This is a genomic window from Chitinophaga sp. (assembly GCF_035761305.1).
Taxonomy (GTDB): Bacteria; Bacteroidota; Bacteroidia; order Chitinophagales; family Chitinophagaceae; genus Chitinophaga.
In genome coordinates this window covers 41,539-60,772 of sequence record NZ_DASTRI010000006.1, presented here as the reverse complement: position 1 = coordinate 60,772, position 19,234 = coordinate 41,539, and the positions used below count along the sequence as shown (strand labels likewise).

14 protein-coding genes are annotated in these 19,234 nt (G+C 49.6%); 6 read left to right on the top strand and 8 right to left on the bottom strand.

The annotated features are described in order from the left end of the window. Window positions 1–179: 179 nt before the first annotated feature. The 3 genes from VFS25_RS01320 to VFS25_RS01310 form a co-directional block, all read right to left on the bottom strand. Window positions 180–677, bottom strand: a complete 498-nt coding sequence (locus VFS25_RS01320; RefSeq protein WP_326460306.1) for a hypothetical protein — start codon at window positions 675–677, stop codon at window positions 180–182. Between the two features lie 10 nt (window positions 678–687). Next, on the bottom strand, window positions 688–1,230 hold the full coding sequence (locus tag VFS25_RS01315; RefSeq protein ID WP_326460305.1) for a MerR family transcriptional regulator: 543 nt from the start codon (window positions 1,228–1,230) through the stop codon (window positions 688–690). Between the two features lie 109 nt (window positions 1,231–1,339). Next, window positions 1,340–2,311: a M23 family metallopeptidase gene (locus VFS25_RS01310; RefSeq protein ID WP_326460304.1), complete on the bottom strand. Its 972-nt coding sequence runs from the start codon at window positions 2,309–2,311 to the stop codon at window positions 1,340–1,342. Between the two features lie 405 nt (window positions 2,312–2,716). Here VFS25_RS01310 and alaS point away from each other — a divergent pair, with 405 nt between their 5' ends. From alaS to VFS25_RS01290, 4 genes are all read left to right on the top strand, one after another. Further along, window positions 2,717–5,332: an alanine--tRNA ligase gene (alaS, locus tag VFS25_RS01305; protein WP_326460303.1), complete on the top strand. Its 2,616-nt coding sequence runs from the start codon at window positions 2,717–2,719 to the stop codon at window positions 5,330–5,332. A gap of 104 nt (window positions 5,333–5,436) precedes the next feature. Continuing rightward, on the top strand, window positions 5,437–5,688 hold the full coding sequence (locus VFS25_RS01300) for a hypothetical protein (RefSeq protein WP_326460302.1): 252 nt from the start codon (window positions 5,437–5,439) through the stop codon (window positions 5,686–5,688). Beyond that, window positions 5,685–5,915, top strand: a complete 231-nt coding sequence (locus tag VFS25_RS01295; protein ID WP_326460301.1) for a type II toxin-antitoxin system RelE/ParE family toxin — start codon at window positions 5,685–5,687, stop codon at window positions 5,913–5,915. The genes VFS25_RS01300 and VFS25_RS01295 overlap by 4 nt, the downstream gene beginning before the upstream one ends. 127 nt (window positions 5,916–6,042) lie before the next feature. Continuing rightward, window positions 6,043–7,059: a PDZ domain-containing protein gene (locus tag VFS25_RS01290; protein ID WP_326460300.1), complete on the top strand. Its 1,017-nt coding sequence runs from the start codon at window positions 6,043–6,045 to the stop codon at window positions 7,057–7,059. Window positions 7,060–7,179: 120 nt separating this feature from the next. Here VFS25_RS01290 and VFS25_RS01285 read toward each other — a convergent pair whose 3' ends face one another. Further along, complete coding sequence (locus tag VFS25_RS01285; RefSeq protein ID WP_326460299.1) at window positions 7,180–8,550, bottom strand: aldehyde dehydrogenase; 1,371 nt, start codon at window positions 8,548–8,550, stop codon at window positions 7,180–7,182. Between the two features lie 112 nt (window positions 8,551–8,662). On the opposite strand from VFS25_RS01285, the gene gatB reads away from it, so the two are divergent. Both gatB and VFS25_RS01275 read left to right on the top strand, forming a co-directional pair. Then, on the top strand, window positions 8,663–10,117 hold the full coding sequence (gene gatB / locus VFS25_RS01280; RefSeq protein ID WP_326460298.1) for an Asp-tRNA(Asn)/Glu-tRNA(Gln) amidotransferase subunit GatB: 1,455 nt from the start codon (window positions 8,663–8,665) through the stop codon (window positions 10,115–10,117). A 254-nt stretch (window positions 10,118–10,371) separates the two neighbouring features. Continuing rightward, the gene (locus VFS25_RS01275) at window positions 10,372–11,523 is read left to right on the top strand and encodes a TlpA disulfide reductase family protein (protein ID WP_326460297.1); all 1,152 of its coding nucleotides are present in this window, start codon (window positions 10,372–10,374) and stop codon (window positions 11,521–11,523) included. Between the two features lie 85 nt (window positions 11,524–11,608). On the opposite strand, the gene VFS25_RS01270 is transcribed toward VFS25_RS01275, so the two are convergent. The 4 genes from VFS25_RS01270 to VFS25_RS01255 all read right to left on the bottom strand — a co-directional run bounded on the left by VFS25_RS01270 (window position 11,609) and on the right by VFS25_RS01255 (window position 19,221). Continuing rightward, the gene (locus VFS25_RS01270; protein ID WP_326460296.1) at window positions 11,609–12,466 is read right to left on the bottom strand and encodes a hypothetical protein; all 858 of its coding nucleotides are present in this window, start codon (window positions 12,464–12,466) and stop codon (window positions 11,609–11,611) included. Window positions 12,467–12,490: 24 nt separating this feature from the next. Next, complete coding sequence (locus tag VFS25_RS01265; RefSeq protein WP_326460295.1) at window positions 12,491–14,218, bottom strand: SusD/RagB family nutrient-binding outer membrane lipoprotein; 1,728 nt, start codon at window positions 14,216–14,218, stop codon at window positions 12,491–12,493. Window positions 14,219–14,248: 30 nt separating this feature from the next. Beyond that, a complete protein-coding gene (locus VFS25_RS01260) occupies window positions 14,249–17,407 on the bottom strand; it encodes a SusC/RagA family TonB-linked outer membrane protein (RefSeq protein ID WP_326460294.1) in 3,159 nt (1,052 codons plus the stop codon). Between the two features lie 350 nt (window positions 17,408–17,757). Beyond that, a complete protein-coding gene (locus tag VFS25_RS01255) occupies window positions 17,758–19,221 on the bottom strand; it encodes a SusD/RagB family nutrient-binding outer membrane lipoprotein (RefSeq protein ID WP_326460293.1) in 1,464 nt (487 codons plus the stop codon). Between the last annotated feature and the right edge of the window lie 13 nt (window positions 19,222–19,234).

The following is a 19,234-nucleotide window of genomic DNA, read 5'->3' as shown; positions in this document are numbered from 1 at the left end:
TAGCGCTTGTTGCTGATTATATTGCTTGAATAAAGGAGAAGTGCTTATTTTTGCCATAGTAATTTTTGAGTGGTATCTAAAATTACTAATCAGCCCTTTCTCTTCCAAAAAGAAAAGGGCTGACCTTTTTGGTCAGCCCCTATCTGCACATCTGCATATCTGCATATCTGCACATTGACTCAGCTTTCTTTCTTATCGCTCTTCAACAGTATGCGTGACAGGTCTGCTTCTACTGACTCGTTTACATCACCGGAAATACGGCCAATCTCTTTACCTTCTTTTTGTATAATAAAGGTAGGCACCCTTTTCAGCTTATACTCCTGCGGCGCACCGGTGTCCAGCTTTTCATCTGCACCAAATATCAGCATCTGGGTTTCGGGGCTGCCGGCCAGCACCATTATCTTATACAGCTTGGGAAAAAGATCGCGGCTTTTAGCGTCCCAGGTGCCAATGATGGCTACTACATTAAATTTATCGCGGTTGCTTTTAATATAGTTCAGCATACTTTCGTTGGGCTCATATTTGTTAACACCGGTATAAAACCAGGCGTAAGCCGTGTCGCTGGTCAGGGCTTTCAGATCCAGCCTGCCTTTCAGCACTTTGCCGCCACTCTGCGCCCAGCCAAGGTTTGCAGCAAATAAAAATAAACCTCCCAGTAAAATTGTTTTTAATCGCATAACCGTTTTTTTATAATTGATCTTTGAGTTCCGTCAGGAAACCCCTTACCTTTAGCAAAGCCTGTACCATTTCAAAATTCCGGGCGGCTAACTTCTTATCTTCCTTCAGTTTTTGCTTGGCGCCTTCTATGGTGTATTTTCTTTCGCGCAGCAGGTGGTATATGAGTTTAAGGTGGTGAATGTCTTCCTGCCGGAAAAGGCGGTCGCCCTTCCGGTTCTTCTTGGGCTGCAAAACATCAAACTCATTTTCCCAGTAGCGGATCAGGGAAGTGTTCACGCGGAACATGCCCGCTACCTCACTTATGGAGTAGTATTGTTTGTCCAGTGTTATCTTCTCCAGCTCTTTGATCACGTCTGTATCTTCACTTACTTCTTTCAACGATTTACGCCCCCGCTTTTTTTTCACCGGCGCTACGGCAGCTGCTGTTGCAGGTGCAGCAGCATTTTTTATTGCAGCGGCAACCCCGGCTTCGGTTGGTGGCATTATTACTGCCTTTTCCGCCGGTGGCGGAGCGGGTTCCAGGGAGCCAAAAAGGTCCAATTGGTGCATCATGGCAGAAAATCAATGTGACAAATATCCGTCAAGCCTTGCAATTTCCATGCTATTATTCTTAAAGCCCAGATGATTATCGGGTTAGTCAGGTGCTTGGAACAGGGCTAAATTAATCAAAAGACTGGTTACCGGAACGTGCTATTTTTAACATACGGTCAAATTCCTCCGGTGAAAGGTCGTTGAAGAAGAAATAAACGGGATCTACCTTTTCGCCGTTTTTCATTACCTCATAATGGCAATGCGGCCCGGTTGATTTGCCGGTGCTGCCTACCCAGCCCAGTACATCGCCGCGTTTTACGCTTTGCCCGGCCTTCACCTTTATCCGCAGCATATGCCCGTACAGGGTTTTATAGCCATAGCCATGCTTTATCACCACATGGTTGCCATAGCCTACATCGCTCATGCTGGCGTCTTCCACCACGCCGTCGCCGGTAGCATAAATAGGGGTGCCGCTGGGAGCGGAAAAATCCAGGCCGGCGTGGTACTTCACGGTTTTGTAAATGGGGTCTATACGGTAGCCGAAGCCGGAGGCAATGCGTTTCAGGTCTTTATTGGCAACCGGTTGTATGGCCGGTATGGAGGCCAGCATTTTTTGTTTGTTCTTTACCAGGTCGTCTATTTCCGCATAAGATTTTTCCTGTACCTGCATGCGGTGCATCAGCTCTTTTAACAATGCCGCGGTGCTGGCAATAATATCGCTGCTGGCGAAAGACTGCAGCTGCGCCAGCTCCTCATCCTTCTCTACTTTACCGGCCCGTGTGCTGTCCGGTATGGGAGAGGCTTCAAATATCACCCGGTAAATCTCGTTGTCGCGCTGCTGCAGCTCGGTCAGCTGTATTTTGGCTTCATTCATACGGTGCTGCAGGGCATCGTACTGCTCTTTCATATAATCTATTTCCCGGCGAAGGGATTTTTCCTTGGGCGAGTCCAGGAAACGGTAGGATGCAGAGAGGAACAGAACGCCGGTAACAATCGCGGCAGACACAAATCCCAGTATGCGGAGTATTTTTACCCGTACAGAAACTACGAGCTTTTCATATTTAAGGGTTTGCGTGTTATAAAAGTATTTGACCTTCTTCATTTGTACCAGGTTCGCTTTTAGGCAGGACACTGACCTAACGTCATTCCTTCTTTTTTTAGTGTAAGGGCAGGCAAACGGATGAACGAAAATAATTTGCTGACAGTTGGCATAACAGCTAATACCGGCGCCTCAGAAGCTAACAACCGACGGCGAAAAGCCGGTTAAAACCGCTATTTGAATAATGTTGCAGGTTTCAATATTTTTGCACTCCCTCCTGCAAATCCACCATTTAACAGGATCAAAGGGGTGTGCAAACCTAATGGAATTAGACTAGAATGGCAATCTTTTGAATGTCAATTTTCTAAGTACCACCAATTGGCTTAAAATACAAATTAAAGCCAAATTTAGGTTTAACACAATTTATTTATGCGAATTTTATTACATATCAATAGGCATTAATATTTTATGACAGCAGCCGAGATCCGACAGCAATTCCTCGATTTTTTCGCTTCCAAAGGACACCACATAGTGCCATCTGCCCCTATCGTGGTAAAAAATGACCCCACCCTGCTATTCACGAACGCAGGCATGAACCAGTTTAAAGACTACTTCCTGGGCAACAAAACACCTGCGTACACGCGCGTGGCAGATACCCAGAAGTGCCTGCGGGTAAGCGGCAAGCATAACGACCTGGAAGAGGTAGGCATAGATACCTACCACCACACCATGTTTGAAATGCTGGGCAACTGGAGCTTTGGCGACTATTTCAAGGAAGAAGCCATTGCCTGGAGCTGGGAGCTGCTCACCGCCATTTATAAAATACCCAAAGACCGCCTGTATGTAACCGTGTTTGAAGGCGACAGCAAAGAGCATTTGCCTAAAGACGAAGAAGCCTATAGTTGCTGGAAAAGGCATATTGCCGAAGACCGCATACTGCTGGGTAATAAAAAAGATAATTTCTGGGAGATGGGCGATACCGGCCCTTGCGGCCCCTGCTCCGAAATTCATGTGGACTGCCGCCCCGATGCCGAAAGGCAGCAGGTAGATGGTAAAACCCTGGTAAATGCCGACCATCCGCAGGTAATAGAGATCTGGAACAACGTGTTCATGCAGTTCAACCGCCTGAAAAACGGTACCCTGGAACCCCTGCCCGCGAAACATGTAGATACCGGCATGGGCCTGGAGCGCCTGGTACGCGTGCTGCAGGGCAAAACCTCCAACTATGATACAGACCTGTTCATGGGTACCATACATGCCACCGAAAAGCTCACCGGGCATACCTATGGCGGTACCGATACAAAACGCGATGTGGCTTTCCGCGTAATAGCCGACCACCTGCGCGCCATTTCCTTTACCATTGCCGACGGGCAGCTGCCCTCCAATACCGGCGCGGGATATGTGATACGCCGCATTCTGCGCAGGGCTGTACGTTACTACTACTCTTTCCTGGATGCCAAAAAGCCGCTGCTGCACGAGCTGGTGCCTGTGCTGGCGCAGCAGTTTGCCCACGTATTCCCCGAGCTGCAGCAGCAACAGGAATTTGTGAAAAAGGTGGTGTTTGAGGAAGAAAACAACTTTTTACGCACGCTGGAAAGTGGCATCCGCCGTATGGAGGATGTAATGACCACAGCTGCTGAAAAAGTTATTGGCGGCAAAGCAGCCTTTGAGCTGTACGATACCTACGGCTTTCCCTTTGACCTTACCAGCCTTATTGCCACGGAAAACGGGCTGAAGGTAGATGAAGCCGGCTTTGAAACCGCCATGCAGGAGCAGAAAAACCGCTCCCGTGCCGCTACCGAGCTGGATATGGGCGACTGGGTAGTGCTGGATGAAGTGCCTGCCACCACCTTCGTAGGGTACGAGCTGCTGGAAAATACCACCCGCGTTACCAAATACCGTAAAATAAAAGCCAAAGGCAAAGAACAATACCAGCTGGTGCTGGAGCAAACACCTTTTTATGCCGAAAGCGGCGGCCAGGTAGGCGATACCGGCCTGCTGTATTTTGATGGCGAAACCATTGCCGTAACAGATACCAAAAAGGAGAATGACCTCATTGTTCATTTTACCGATAACCTGCCCACTAATATAGCCGTTGCCGTTAAAGCAACAGTGGCTAAAGACAAACGCCTGGCTACTGCCCGCCACCACTCGGCTACCCACCTGCTGCATGCCGCGCTGCGCCAGGTGCTGGGCACACATGTGGCCCAAAAGGGATCGCTGGTGAATGCCGATAACCTGCGTTTTGACTTTTCCCACTTTGCCAAAGTAACAGATGAGGAGCTGGCCCGGATAGAAGATATTGTAAATGAAAAGATACGCAGGAACATACCGGTAATCATCCGGGAAATGGCCAGGGAAGAAGCTATGCAATCCGGCGCCATGGCCCTGTTTGGAGAAAAGTACGGCGATGTGGTGCGTGTAGTGATCATGGACCCTTCCTTTTCTGTAGAGCTGTGCGGCGGCACCCACGTAGGCGCTACCGGTGAGCTGGGCCTGTTCAAGTTTGTGTCGGAAAGCGCCGTAGCAGCCGGCGTACGCCGTGTAGAAGCCGTAACCGGCGCCAAAGCGCTGGCCTTTGTAAATGAGCAGCTGCAGCAGCTGAAAGATATTAAAGGCGCCCTCAAAAACCCTAAGGATGTGCTGAAGGCCGTTGAAACCCTGGTACAGGATAAAGCCGGGCTGGAAAAGCAGCTGTCGCAGCTGGAGCTGGAAAAAGTAAATGCCCTGGCGGCACAGCTGAAACAGCAGGTAACAACCGTAAACGGCGTTAACTTTATTGGCCAGGTGGTAAGCCTGGGCAATGCAGAGGGCCTCAAACAATTAGGCACCGCGCTTAAGTCTGTCGAAAACCATGTAATAGTGCTGGCAGCCAATATTGGCGGCAAGGCCAGCGTTGCCCTGCTGGTAGCCGACAGCCTCGTAGCTGCCAAAGGATGGGATGCCACCAAGATCATTAAAGAGCACATTGCCCCCCTGATCAAAGGCGGCGGCGGCGGGCAAAAATCCTTTGCCACAGCCGGCGGCCAGGACACCGGAAAACTGCAGGAGGTGATCGAAAAAGTGAAGGGGCTGTTAGTGTAGCAGGTTTAGTTGATTAATATTTGATTAATATAGGCGGCCCGCATGGAACAGTGTTCTGTGCGGGCTTTGAACATTTTTCTTATTTTCGTGTAAAGCAAAACGCTATGAACACCGCAGCAATCAGGCAGAAATTATATGAATATATCCGCGTGGCCGATGATAAAAAAGTGAAAGCTATTTTTACCATGGTAGAAGATGAGGTAAATGAAATCAGTAACTGGCAGGAGGATAAGGCCGTGGTTGATGATCTGAACAGGCGTTCAGCCGCATTGAAAAACGGTACAGATAAAGGTACTTCCTGGGAAGACGCCAAAAAGCGCATCCTGGGTAAAAGAGCTAAAGCCGGTAACAAATGAGTTATACTATTGTTTTGTCTGCCCCGGCAGAGAAAGAAATAGACGACTCTTTTAACTGGTATGAAGACCGCCTGCAGGGTTTAGGCATACGGTTTATAGAAAACATTGAGAAAACACTCCTCCAGGTTTCACGGCACCCCGAGTCCTACCCCGTTAAGAAGGAAAAATTCCGTGAAATTGTAATTGAAAAATTTCCCTACCAGCAGAAATCCCAAATTGAAATATAAAAAGTAGCATTCTGTTCACTTACATTTTAACATTCCCTTAAACCTGTCCCTCCGCTTTTAACTTTTCCTTGCTATGCAAGCCCTTTAACTTTGCCACAGTTACTTTGAATTTAAAAATGTAGTTACTATGGGCAAGTTACTCCAAACACTAACCCTGGCAGGGTTTACCTGCTGCGCTTTTTTAACAGCTCCTGCCGTACATGCGCAGGATAGCAGCTCCGCCAAAAAAGGTGATAAGCTGGGCGAGTATGACGAGATCATTATCAAACGTAAGAACAACAAAGATGGTAAGGTAACTGTTGAAATCAAAAACGGCGAAGTGCTGGTAGACGGCAAGCCGATAGCAGATTATGACGGCGATATTGCCGTGTATAAACGCAAGATCACCCCGGTAGACGGGAACGCTTTTTCCTTTGACGGTCCGCACCGCAGCCTCCAGTTCTTTAATGACGACAATGATGGCGATATGCGCCTCCGCGGTGGTAAAGCGCTGCTGGGCGTAATCACAGAGAAAAAAGAGGCAGCCGGCGCAACCGTACGCCAGGTATCTAAAGGCAGCGCTGCCGCCAAAGCAGGCCTTCAGCCCGGTGATGTAATCACCGCGGTGGATGCCGATAAAATACTGGAACCGCAGGACCTGTTTGAAAAAATCGGTGAGCACGATCCCGGCGATAAAGTAACCATTACCTACCTGCGTAACAAAAAGGAAAACAAGGTAACCGTTACGCTGGATGAACGTAAAGGCCCTGCCTTCTTCAACTTTGCGCCGCCCGGTCCCGGCGCTGGCGGTAACGATGATAATTATTTCCGGTTCCAGCCCCGCCATCCCTTTGGCAATAACTTTGGCTGGTTTGATGAGGATAACAGCACCCGCCTGGGGCTTTCGGTACAAGATACAGAGGATGGAACAGGCGCGCGCGTGCTGGATGTAAATGAAGGCTCTGCCGCCGCCAAAGCCGGCTTTAAGCAGGATGATATTATTACAGAACTGGCAGGCGAAAGCGTTAGTTCAGCCAGGGATGTGGTAAATACCTACCGGGAGCATAAAGACAACGGTACTATAACAGCAAAGGTTAAACGTAATAATAAAGAACAAACACTCACTATCAGTGTTCCGAAAAAACTGAATAAAGCAGACCTTTAGTATGAGCAGATCAAGAGGAGAGATGTAATGATCAGCATTTCATCCACCTATCTATAACCTTTAGTTTGATATGGTTTTAAGTGTATAAAGCGGCCCGTTTGCCAATGGTAAGCGGGCCCTTTATTTTATCAGCATCTTTACATACTTCAGCTTGTTCTTAAAAGGCGGGTATTTCATCCGCATATCCAGCCAGGTAGCGGTACGCATCATCCCTTTGGGATGGGTAAACGTATCAAAGCTGTAACGGCCGTGGTAACGCCCGCTGCCGCTAAATCCCACGCCGCCAAAAGGCAGCTCGGGATTGGTAAGGTGTACCAGCGTATTATTAATGCAGCCGCCTCCGAAACGCACCTGCTCTTCCAGCAGCCGGCGGGTAGCCGCCCGCCTGGTAAATACATACAACGATAAAGGATAAGGATGCCGCCGGATCATTTGCACGGCCTGCGGTAATTCGTCAAATGTTATTACCGGCAGTATGGGACCAAAAATCTCTTCCTGCATCAGCGCAGCCTCCCACGCTACATCTTCTACCAGGGTAGGGGCTATATACAGGTTATCGCGGTTGGTGTGGCCGCCGTAAATAATACGTCCCTGCTGCAGGTAAGCGGCCAGCACATCAAACCGTTTGGTGTTGATAATGCGGGCGTAATCCGGGCTGGCGGCGGCATCTGCGCCGTAAAAGTCAGTAATGGCCTGCTGCATGGCGGCTATCAGCCTGTCTTTCACGCGGCGGTGCACCAATACATAATCCGGCGCCACACACGTTTGGCCGGCATTCCAGTATTTGCCCCAAACAATACGGCGGGCCGCTACTTTTATATTCACCCGGTCATCTACCACGCAGGGCGACTTACCGCCCAGCTCCAGTGTAACCGGCGTCAGGTGCGGAACGGCCATCTCCATAATCTTTTTACCTACAGGTATGCTGCCGGTAAAAAATATGTGGTCAAACCGGTGCTGCATGGCTGCCGGTATTACCTGGCTGCCATCGCCCAATAACACGGCTATATAAGCGGGATCAAACGTGGCAGCCACCAGCTGCGCTATTACCGCGGCAGTATGCGGCGCCAGCTCCGAAGGCTTCAGCACGGCGCAGTTGCCGCCTGCAATGGCCCCGGCCAGCGGCGCCATTAGCAGCTGAAAAGGATAGTTCCAGGGAGCTATGATGAGCGTTAACCCCAACGGGGAGCGGAGTATTTTACTGTGGCTGGGGTAATGCTCAAACGGGCTGCTAACCTCCTGCGGCCGCATCCAGCTGCGCAGGTTACCCAGTATATGATCTATTTCTGCATATAAAAAACCCACCTCACTGCCATAGGCTTCTACAGGGTGCTTGCGCATATCGGCATACAGGGCATCCAGTATAGCGCTTTCATATTGTTTAATGGCCTGCTTTAGCTTTTTCAGCTGGGTTTTACGGAAGGATAGCGGTAATGTGTTGCCCGATTCAAAAAATGCCTGCTGTGCCGCGTGTATTTCACCTGTAGTCATAATGTTCATATGCTGGTTACTAATTTACTAAAAATGAAGGGGAGTGCGGGCCCGTGTGGCAGATGTGGGAATAAAAATATATCTTCGCCCCTATCCATTTGCAGGATAAATTATGAGCGCAACGATTGATTATAACAAGTATGAGGCGGTAATAGGACTGGAAGTGCATGCCCAGCTGTTAACGGAAAGCAAGCTGTTTTGTAACGACAGCGCAGCGTTTGGCGGCGCTCCCAATACCCATATCAGCCCTATTACATTGGGGCATCCCGGCACCCTGCCCCGCATGAACAAAAAGGCGGTAGAATATGCCGTAAGGCTGGGATTGGCCTGCCACTGCGAAATTGCACAGGAAAACTATTTTGCCCGCAAGAACTACTTTTACCCGGACCTTCCCAAAGGCTACCAGGTATCTCAACATACTGCTCCCATTTGCAATGGTGGTTACGTAACCATTCCTGCCGCGCAGGGAGAACGGAAAATACAGCTGAACCGCATTCACCTGGAGGAAGATGCCGGCAAATCGCTGCACGACCAGGACCCCGCCAATACCTGGGTGGATTATAACCGCGCCGGCGTACCGCTGGTTGAAATTGTAACAGAACCCGACCTGCACAGCGCCGATGAAGCCTATGCCTACCTTACCGCGTTAAGAAGGCTGGTGCGCTATCTCGAAGTGTGCGACGGTAACATGGAAGAAGGCAGCATGCGCTGCGACGCCAATATATCCATTCGCCTGAAAGGCGCTACCACCCTGGGCACCAAGGTAGAGGTAAAGAACATGAACTCTATCCGCAATGTAAAAAGGGCTATTGAGAACGAGATCAAACGGCAGATTGAGCTGGTAGAAACCGGCGGCACTATTGTGCAGGAAACCCGCAGCTTTGATGCCGCCAACGGCAGCTCTTTTCCGCTGCGCTCCAAGGAAGAGGCCAATGATTACCGCTACTTTCCCGAGCCCGACCTGGCCCCCTTCCGCATCACCGCAGATTACCTGGCCGGCATACAGGCTACCCTGCCTGCCCTGCCCGACGAGCTGGTGCAGAAATACCTTACACAATACGGCCTGCCGGAATATGATGCGCGCGTGCTATGTGACGATAAGGCTACCGCCGATTATTTTGAGCAGGTAGTAGCCCTGGCCCCGCAGCATAAAGCAGCCGCCAACTGGCTGTTAGGGCCCGTTAAACAGTACTTGAATGAGCATTCCTGCCCGCAGGAGCGGTTTCCCCTGCCGCCTGCCGCGCTGGCAGCCTTAATACAGCTGGTAGAAGCAGGCCAGGTAAGCTTTTCCATTGCCTCTTCCCGTATTTTCCCTGAGCTGATACAGCAGCCCGGCAAAACGCCGCTGGCTATTGCCACGGAGCTGAACCTGCTGCAAGACACCAATGTGGACAATATCTCCCCAATCATTGATGAGGTACTGGCACAATATTCCGCAAAGGTAGCAGAGTATAAAGCCGGTAAAAAAGGGCTTATAGGTTTATTTGTGGGCGAAGTAATGAAACGCTCACAGGGCAAGGCCGATCCCAAGCTAACCAACAAGCTGCTGGCCGAAAAGCTGAAATAATAACAACCCCGTTGTTACAGGCAATGAAGCCCAGCCTTTTACACAGTACAGTAAGTGCTATTGCACAACAGGTTCACGCCCCTGCTTTTAGGCAAATCCGGGCCTTATAAGCCGTACTATGGGCGGTTGGGGCTGATTATTACCGCATTGTTTCTTACTTTTGGCAGATCAATCGTCATCAACACCGCTTCTTTTTTCCGGGGACCGGGTAATGATGGAATGCACATTGTATATAGAAGCGTAAAATATTTCTCATGAAAAAAATAACATTTTGGCTGGCGCTGGGCTTATTGCTGGCAGGTTGCGGGCAACAGGCAGAGAAAGGGAGTTTTAAAATAGCGGTGCACTTAACCAATGCGCCTTTGGGTCCTATTTTCCTGGAGGAGCTTACCTTAAAGGAAGTAAAGGTAGCAGATACCACCTCTCTCAAAGATGCCAGCGGCCGGTTCACCCTGGAAGGCACCGTGCCGGAGCAGGGCCTGTACCGCATTCGATTTGGTAACAACAAATACATTATCCTGGCGCTGGATGCCGGCGATATGAAAATAGAAGGGGATTATGATAACCTGGAGCATATTAAGATAGAAGGTTCTGAAGCCTCTGAAGCATTACAGCAGCTGCTGGCCGATGCCAATGAAAAAGGCCAGGCCCTTACCGGCGAAATGCGCATGCTAGACAGCCTGCAAAACAGCCATGTGCCGGACAGCATATTCCAGGAAAAAGTAAAAGCGCTGCAGCAGAAAGAGGCAGACCTGCAGCAGTCTTTCCTGAGCTATGCTGAAAAAACGCCTTACCCCGCAAACGCGGTTTTTGCCCTGAGCATGATCAATAACCCCCAGATCCTGATACGGGAAAAGCAGGCTATCAGCAATATAGAAAAACGTTTTCCTGAAAACAGCCTGGTGCAAAGCCTGGCAGCCCGCATGGCCGAAATAGAGCAGCAGGCCGGCGCCGGCGGCGCGGCCGATGAGGCGAACATGACCGCCGTTAAGGTAGGTGACACCGCGCCGGATTTTACGCTGCCCGATCCCAGCGGTAAAATGATAAGCCTGCACTCTTTCCGCGGCAAATACGTGCTGGTTGATTTCTGGGCCAGCTGGTGCAAACCCTGCCGCATGGAAAACCCCAACGTGGTAAAAGCTTATCAGCAATACAAGAACAGGAACTTTACGGTATTAGGCGTTTCGCTGGACCAGAAAAAGGACGCATGGTTAAAAGCCATACAGGCTGACGGCCTGGCCTGGAACCATGTGAGCGATCTTAAATTCTGGGACTCCGCAGTAGTGCCTTTATTTGGAATAAACGCCATCCCCACCAACTTCCTGCTGGACCCCCAGGGTAAGATCATTGCTGCCAATTTACGCGGCGATGCGCTGGAGCAAAAGCTGCAGGAAGTAATAAAATAGTGGCTTGCAATAACTGTTCTTTTAAAGATAAAAGCGGGGCGTCTTAATAAAGGCGCCCCGCTTAATTATTGGAAACCCGTGTTTATTATTTGTGCATGGTCATGGTAGCTGTACCAAACGACCCTTCATCTACCGTGTTGGTGAGCTTCAGGGTAATGGAGTTGCTACAGGCATCAATATCCCCGCTGCCCACGGTTGTCCAGTTGTGATAACCGTAGCCGTCTGCAAGGGTTAATTGTTTGGCCACTGTAACGGTTTGTGTTTTTTCATCTATCGTCATCTTCAGCGTAGCAGTGGGCACCTCTATCCAGTTGTGCAGGGTAAGCTCGTTGCCGCTAAGCGTAGTGGTTACAGGGTAGGCACCGCCCCAGAACTGGGGATCATCCATGGTAAAGGAGCCTACAAGACCGTTTACATCCAGCGGGCATACTTTTTTATACTGTATGGTAAGGCTGGCCCCGTCATAGTTCTGCGCATCCCCGCCATAGGATTCTGCCTCCGCAGAGTCATTCCTGAATGCGGGCACCACAAATCCATCATTGGTAGTAACGTCGGCGCCTACGGTAAAAGCATCGCCGGTTTGTATATCTGCCGCTGTTTTACCAAACAACCCTGCCAGGTCATTGGCTGTTACATCTATCGCAGTGGGAAAAGCGGTAACATCGGCCTTCAGGGTTTTTATATTTGTAACGTCGCCGTTAAGGATCACCACCACATCCATTTTCTTAGGCTTCGCATCGCTCTTAAAAAACACGTCTACATTAAACTTTCCCTTAAAGGTGGCCGGGTCCTGTATCAGCACATCCGCGCTGGTATCTTTTGTGAGGTACGGAAGCGGCACGCGCTCCAGCGCCGGTATTCTCGGGTTCTCGTCTTTTTTACATGCATTAAAAAGCAGCATGCCGGCAAAAACCAATATCGTTAAACTGAGTATTCTCTTCATACATTTTTTTTTACAGCTTAATAATTAATTCTTGTCCCAGAACACAGGTGAAGATGCCGGTTGCTTCTGCGCCGGCGCGTTGGGATTTACGTTCAGATCATCATTCGCATAAGGCAGCGATAACGGGTAAGACCGGCTTAGCTGTACCTGCACGGCGGCCTGTGCGCCCGGGTTCGCAGGATCGCCGTTTACCGGCGGCTGGAACTTACCGCCCGGCGCCTGGGTAGCATCTTTAGGATTAAACAGCACGGGATAACCGGTGCGCCTGTAATCCGTATACTGGTCTACGCTGCTGCCAAAGCTGTTGATCCATTTTTCGGTCATAATAATCTCCAGCTTACCTGCGGCCGGCTTGGCGTCATATTCTGTCAAAACCTTATCGCGGTAAGTAGTAGCTGCGGGATCGCTGCTTAACGGAGGCACTGACTGGCTGGGACCTACCAGGCCTACTACGTAATCTACCTGTTTAAAAGATTCATCCATAGCGTCACTCAGCTTGGCTTTGGCATCGCCGGAAATTACGCCTGCCTGCATCAGCTCTGCTTCTATATACAGCACATCTGCATAGGTGAGCATTTTATAGGGCGCAGCACCGGTACCGCTGCTGGCATCTACCTTTTCAGCGCCGCCGTCATCATAACGGCCGCCTACAGGGTATATACCAAAAACAGTCATGCTTTTATCCTGTGACCAATCGCGGTTAGGGCCAACTGAACCAAATACGATAGATACAAAACCGCCATCCCTGTATTCCGTTTTATTTTCAGCGCTTTCTGTTGGCTTCAGCTGACGATAGAAATAATAAGGCACACGCGGATCAGGATTACCGGTAAATATTTTGGGGTTATAGCCCTTTAATATTTCATAGAACCAGGGGCTTTGGTAATGTGTTTTCTGACCGGCATAGTACTCGGAAAAACCGGGGTTGCGGTCGTCCGGGGTGCTGCCTTTGCCATAAGGCATCATAAAACCTTCGTTAGTGGCGCTGATCAGGTTTCCGCCGGCTATTAATGCATTTACTTCGGCAGATACATTCTGCACCAGCCTTACCTGGTTATACAGCTTAAGCTTTATACTGTTAGCGGCTTTTACCCAATTTTCCGTGCTTCCTTTATAAATAATATCATCATCTTCCGGCACAGCCGTGTTAGGCGCTGAGGCATCTGTGAGGTCGGCAATGGCTTCATCCAGCAAAGTAAACAGCTGCGGATAAATTTCACTGTCCTTGTCGTACTTGGGATAGCGGATATCTTCTGAGGCCAGTTTATTGGCTTCAGAGAACGGTACACTCCCGAAGGCATCTACCAGCTGGCTAATAGCATATGCCTTCATTACTTTGGCAATGCCCGTATATATTTTGTTGCCTTCTTCGGTTCCCTGGGTAATAATCACATCTATATTTTGTAAACAACCCAGGTAATCCGTTACTGCTCCTCCTACTGCGCTGCTGTATATACCGTTCCAGGCGCCGTTAATGTTAGTGTTGCTACCGGTCACTCCATACTGGTCCTGGTCTTCGCGTACCGTTACCTGGTGCATGTATACGGATAGTACCTCCGTTAACCCCCGGGCGCCGCGGTTATCATTGGTAAAGCCCAATGCATAAGCCATACCCTGTTCAGCCGCAGGTAACAAGCGGTTCAGCGACGTTTTGGTCGGATGGTTCGGGTCGGTATTTATATCCAGGAAGCTTTTAGTACAGCCGGTCATTATTACCAGCATTACCAAAGAACTATAGACTAATTTTCTCATTTTTTCCGTTTTTGATAGTTTCATGAAATCTTAGAACGTAACCTTCAGGTTTACACCAAAGCGGCGGGTGGTAGGCGCTGCTGATAATTCAATACCCTGTACATTGGTATTACCAAAGCTGTTAGCTTCGGGGTTAAAGTTGGTGTACTTGGGAAAGTTAGGTGCCAGGTACCACAGGTTACGGCCAGAGAGCGTGAGCGTTAAACCGCCGATGGGCGTATTCTTGAAAAAGCTCTTCGGAAAATCGTACCCGATAGTTACTTCACGCAGCGTATACAGCGTTGCATCATACACATTCCATTCCGTTGCAGAGTTAATGGCAAAGGTTTCGCCAAAATACAGCTCATTCAGGCTAAGCGGCGTTGTGTTCCGGATCTTCTGGCCTTTATCATCCAGTATGGGTTTGCCGGTATTGGCATCTCCGTAATAACCGGGTATAACCACGGCGGTTTCACGGTCTTCGGTATCCCGGGTTACGCCGCGGCCTAACAGTGAGCTAACGGTTACGGAATACATATCGCCATGTTGTGTCCAGTCAAACAACGCATTCAGGAAAAAGCCCCTGTAGTTGAATGAGGTGCTGAAACCGGCCTTGAAATCAGGATTGGGATCGCCTATCATGGCCTGCTCTGTAGAGCGGATCAGCTGGCCGGTGGTTGGATTGATGAGCAGGTTGCCCTGTTCATCGCGGTAATCAACAGAACCACGCAGGTAGCCATAGGGCTTGCCCGGCTCCAGGTAGGGAGAAATATCAGACAGCACCCCGTTCAGGAGTAGCCTGTCCACGCCGGGCTTCAGCTCTTTTACAATACTCCTGTTCTTTGTAAAAATACCGTGCAGCGACCAGGTGATATCCTGTGTTCTTACGGGTATTACATTCAGGTCCAGCTCTATGCCTTTATTGGTAAGCTTACCAAAGTTATCTATCACCTGCACAAAGCCGGAAGATGCAGGTAAGGTTATCGGTGCAATCATGTTGGTTGAAACGCGTGAATACCAGGCGGCATCCAGCGCTATTCTCCTGTCAAGGAATTCCAGGGTAGCTCCTATTTCAAAGTCCTTGGTGAACTCAGGCTTCAGGTTAGGATTACCTGCTGAAGGGTCCTGTATTAAACCGGCCTGGCCCTGGAAGGCAGCATTGGCGCGGAACACGTTCTGCAGCTCGTAAGGGTCTGCATCGCGGCCCACCTTGGCCCAGCTGGCGCGCAGCTTACCGTAGTTCAGCACATTGCTGTTCATCTTAAACGCATCTGTAAACACAAATGAACCGGCTACGCTGGGATAAAAATAGCTCCGGTTGCTCTTAGGCAGGGTAGATGACCAGTCGTTACGGCCGGTTACCGTCAGAAAGGCAAATCCCTTGTAGCCAAATTCCACATCACCAAAAACACCCCACAGGCGGCGGCGTATAAAATCGCCTTCATTCACCAACACATTCTTTGTGTTGCTGATGGTGTAAATACCGGGGGAAACCATTTCCTTACCCGTTACCATCTGTGACCGGGTGGTACGCTGGTTTACGTTGTGCCCTACAATTACTTTCAGGTCAAAATCCTCATTCCTCAGTTTAGGCGTGAACGTTGACAGGAAGTTGGATTCTATTTCCTGGAACTGGTAGTTGTGCTCTACGATCAAACCTTTTCCTTCTGCGGTGGCAGCACGGGAACCAATATCCGTAATTTCACGGCGGAAAAAGGTATTGGTATTGGTACCGATCTGGTAGCTTACATTCCACCAGGGCAATATATCATAAGCCAGTTTTAAACCGGCTACATAGCGGTCGGTGGTGGTGGTAATAGTGTTATGCTTCCATGCCCAGCGCGGGTTATCATATTGCGCAGGAATAGTGGAAACCGGTAAACCATTGGCATCTTCATACGGCAGGTTCAGGTCCCAGTTACGTCCCAGGAACAGGTTACGTGCAAAGGAAGATGCCGCGCCTTCTACCTGGTTTTCACCAAAGGCAGCGCCTACCTGTTTGCTGCGTGCGTAGCTGAAGTTACCACTTACGGTTAAGCCCATATTCAGCCGGGTAGTGCCGCCTATGCTCATGTTGCCGCGGTCAAAGCTGGAGTTGGGTACATAACCGTCCTGCTTCAGGTAAGAGCCGGTAGCGCTCATGGATGTTTTTTCATCACCGGCATTTACGCTGATGGAGTTTTCATAAACAGTACCTGTTTTAAACAGGTCTTTTACGTTGTTAGGGTATGCCTTGTAAGCCACTTTCCCTGAAGGGAAAAGGTCGGGAAACGCTGCAGCGTAGGCAGGCCATACATCAATAGAGTCTATGGTGCCAAAAGCAGGGCCCCATGAACCATTGGCATTGGCATAGTTGAACAGGGTACCTGTACCGTATTTGTTCTGGTAATCCGGCAGGTTGGCTACGTTCTCAAATGCAATACCGGTCATGTAGGTGAGCTCCATTCCTTTTTTAGAGCGGCTGGGGCTACCGGATTTGGTGGTAATTACCAACGCGCCGTTAGATGCGCGGGAACCGTACAATGCGGCGGCGGCAGCGCCTTTGAGCACTGTCATGCTCGCAATGTCGTTGGGATCCAGGGATGAAAGGCCGCTGGAATATGCGCCACCACCGGAGGTTTGGCTGGAGGTGGTTACCTGGTCGTTATTATACGGAATACCATCTACTATTATCAACGGCTGGTTGTTGCCGAAGAAGGAGGTATTACCACGTATGTTAATCCTGGTGGCTGCGCCGGGCGTACCCTGGGAGGTGCGTATATCCACCCCCGCTACCTTGCCCTGCAGGCCTTTCAGCATATCAGGCTCCGACTTCTGCACCAGCACATCGGGCTTTACGGTGGTGGCCGAGTAGCCGATTGATTTTTCTGTGCGCCGGATGCCCACAGCTGTTACTACAATTTCACCCAGCTGCTTATTGTCTGCCGACAAAGCAACGCTAATAGCGGCCTGGTTGTCTACGGCCACCTCTTTTGTAACATATCCGATAAAAGAAAATACCAGGGTGGCGCCCTGGTCAACAGAAATTTTAAAAGTACCTTCCCCACTTGTGTAAACCCCTCTATCTGTACCCTTTACCTGTACTGTTACGCCAGGAAGGGGGGATCCGTCTTTTACATCTGTAACCTTACCTGTGACCGTTCGTGATTGGGCTGAAACGTGCAGAGCGGTAATGACTGTGAGAAGCCATACGAGTAGCTCTTTTTTCATAAGTGATTTGATTTTGGTTGAATTAAAAGCGATTAACAAGAATAATTTACGTAAAAAAACAACATCCGGCTTTTAAAAAGTGAAGCGGAGTCAGCTATAATTGCATGTATTCTATAATATTATAAATAATTATAACGTATTTATGGGGCCGTTATTTGCTGTAGCAACTATGTAAATCATTAACATATGATTAACGACCTGGATAAGAATATGAGCCCGTTTTGCCGGAAGAATTGTATAAAAAATTTAACATATAAAATAGCGTTTTCTTATCATGACCGTCTTTTTATGACAAAAAAAGAGGATGTATCAAAACAGATACATCCTCTTTTCATTTCAGCTTTATTTTTTTAGTGCAGCTTATCCCACCATACAGGGGTAGTAATGGTTTTCAACCCCGGGAAATTACTGTTCTGCGTAACTTCTGTATTCGGGTACAACAACCGTAACGGCCGCTGGTCGTTCCCCAGCGCAGACGCCAGCGATACAACCAGGAAGTCGGGATAGTTGGTACGCCGCCATTCTGTCCATGCCTCAAAGCTCTGGTTACCGCACATTGCAAAATACTTCTGCGTAATAATTGCTTTTATCTGGGCAGGCAGGCCGGCAGGCCACTGGGCTGCAGGCGCGTTAGTAATATAGGCGCTTGCTTCACCTGCCAGGCCGTAATCTGCGAAGCTGGCGCTAATACCGCTGCGGAACAGCTGCGCCGCATCAGCACCTGTCCACCAGCCACGGGCCGCTGCCTCAGACTGCAGGAAATAGCTTTCTGAAGCGGAAATCAGCTTTACAGGCGCCAGCGCCGACTGGTCGTCCAGCCCTTTGGCGCCTACGGCCGGTGTTGGAATAGAGTACGGTATTGTAGTGGTAATAGTGTCAAACGCGCCCTGCGTAATACCTACTACGGTGTCCAGCGCTTCTACCTTTTCATAAAACACATTCACCCGCGGATCGTGGTTTTGGTTCATCTGGTCTACCGCAGTGCTGCTGGCTACCAGGTTCTGTGTTCTGCCCAGGCCCAGTATTTCTGCAAACAGCGGGTTCTGGTTACCACCGGTAGTACTGTACTGTATGGCGGCATCTTCCGTAAGGAAAGTAACGCCTGCTGCCTGCAGGGCCTTTATGGTATCTTCTGCAGCCTGCGGCGCTACCTGCGATAAGCGGAGCGCTGCGCGCAGTTTTAAGGTATTGCCAAACTGCTGCCATTTACCCATGTCGCCTGCAAATAACAGGTCTTCGCTGCCGGGCACCGCTTCGGTGTTCAGGTCTATCATAGACAGGCCTTTGTTTATAAAGTAGAACACGCTGTCGTACACTACTTCCTGCGGATCGTAATGCGGGTTGGTAATATTCACATTATTGGCTTCCTTCACCGGCACATCGCCAAATGCATCTGTCAGCATCTGGTAGGTATAACCCTTCAGGATATATGAAATGGCTGCATACTGTTGGTACTGCGGTGCAGCAGCTGCCTTTGTGATCACCACCTGCAGGTCCTGCAGGGCATTGGTGTACAGTATACGCCATGACCGGTCAAAGGAAGATGCATTGATGGAATACTGATCAATGGTCTTATACTGGGAGGCGCTGGGCGACTGTGTCCAGTACTGCCCCCAGATACCGCCATATACCTGGAACTGGTTGCCTAACACATGCGCAATAGATGCCTGCGCAGAGGGCAGCAGCAATGTTACATTCGCATCTGACGGCGCGTTGGGGTTTTCGTTTATATCCAGGAACTTTTTACATCCCGTTACACTAACCACTCCAAACGCCAGGGCCAGTGCAGCTATCTTTATTTTGAATTTTTTCATAATTGTCATCATT

Excerpts from the sequence above, each read along its gene's own strand:
- alaS (WP_326460303.1), top strand. The coding sequence starts at position 2,717 with ATGACAGCAGCCGAGATCCGACAGCAATTCCTCGATTTTTTCGCTTCC.
- VFS25_RS01295 (WP_326460301.1), top strand. The coding sequence starts at position 5,685 with ATGAGTTATACTATTGTTTTGTCTGCCCCGGCAGAGAAAGAAATAGAC.
- gatB (WP_326460298.1), top strand. The coding sequence starts at position 8,663 with ATGAGCGCAACGATTGATTATAACAAGTATGAGGCGGTAATAGGACTG.
- VFS25_RS01300 (WP_326460302.1), top strand. The coding sequence starts at position 5,437 with ATGAACACCGCAGCAATCAGGCAGAAATTATATGAATATATCCGCGTG.
- VFS25_RS01265 (WP_326460295.1), bottom strand. The coding sequence starts at position 14,218 with ATGAGAAAATTAGTCTATAGTTCTTTGGTAATGCTGGTAATAATGACC.
- VFS25_RS01270 (WP_326460296.1), bottom strand. The coding sequence starts at position 12,466 with ATGAAGAGAATACTCAGTTTAACGATATTGGTTTTTGCCGGCATGCTG.
- VFS25_RS01255 (WP_326460293.1), bottom strand. The coding sequence starts at position 19,221 with ATGAAAAAATTCAAAATAAAGATAGCTGCACTGGCCCTGGCGTTTGGA.
- VFS25_RS01310 (WP_326460304.1), bottom strand. The coding sequence starts at position 2,311 with ATGAAGAAGGTCAAATACTTTTATAACACGCAAACCCTTAAATATGAA.
- VFS25_RS01315 (WP_326460305.1), bottom strand. The coding sequence starts at position 1,230 with ATGATGCACCAATTGGACCTTTTTGGCTCCCTGGAACCCGCTCCGCCA.
- VFS25_RS01275 (WP_326460297.1), top strand. The coding sequence starts at position 10,372 with ATGAAAAAAATAACATTTTGGCTGGCGCTGGGCTTATTGCTGGCAGGT.
- VFS25_RS01320 (WP_326460306.1), bottom strand. The coding sequence starts at position 677 with ATGCGATTAAAAACAATTTTACTGGGAGGTTTATTTTTATTTGCTGCA.
- VFS25_RS01285 (WP_326460299.1), bottom strand. The coding sequence starts at position 8,550 with ATGACTACAGGTGAAATACACGCGGCACAGCAGGCATTTTTTGAATCG.
- VFS25_RS01260 (WP_326460294.1), bottom strand. The coding sequence starts at position 17,407 with ATGAAAAAAGAGCTACTCGTATGGCTTCTCACAGTCATTACCGCTCTG.
- VFS25_RS01290 (WP_326460300.1), top strand. The coding sequence starts at position 6,043 with ATGGGCAAGTTACTCCAAACACTAACCCTGGCAGGGTTTACCTGCTGC.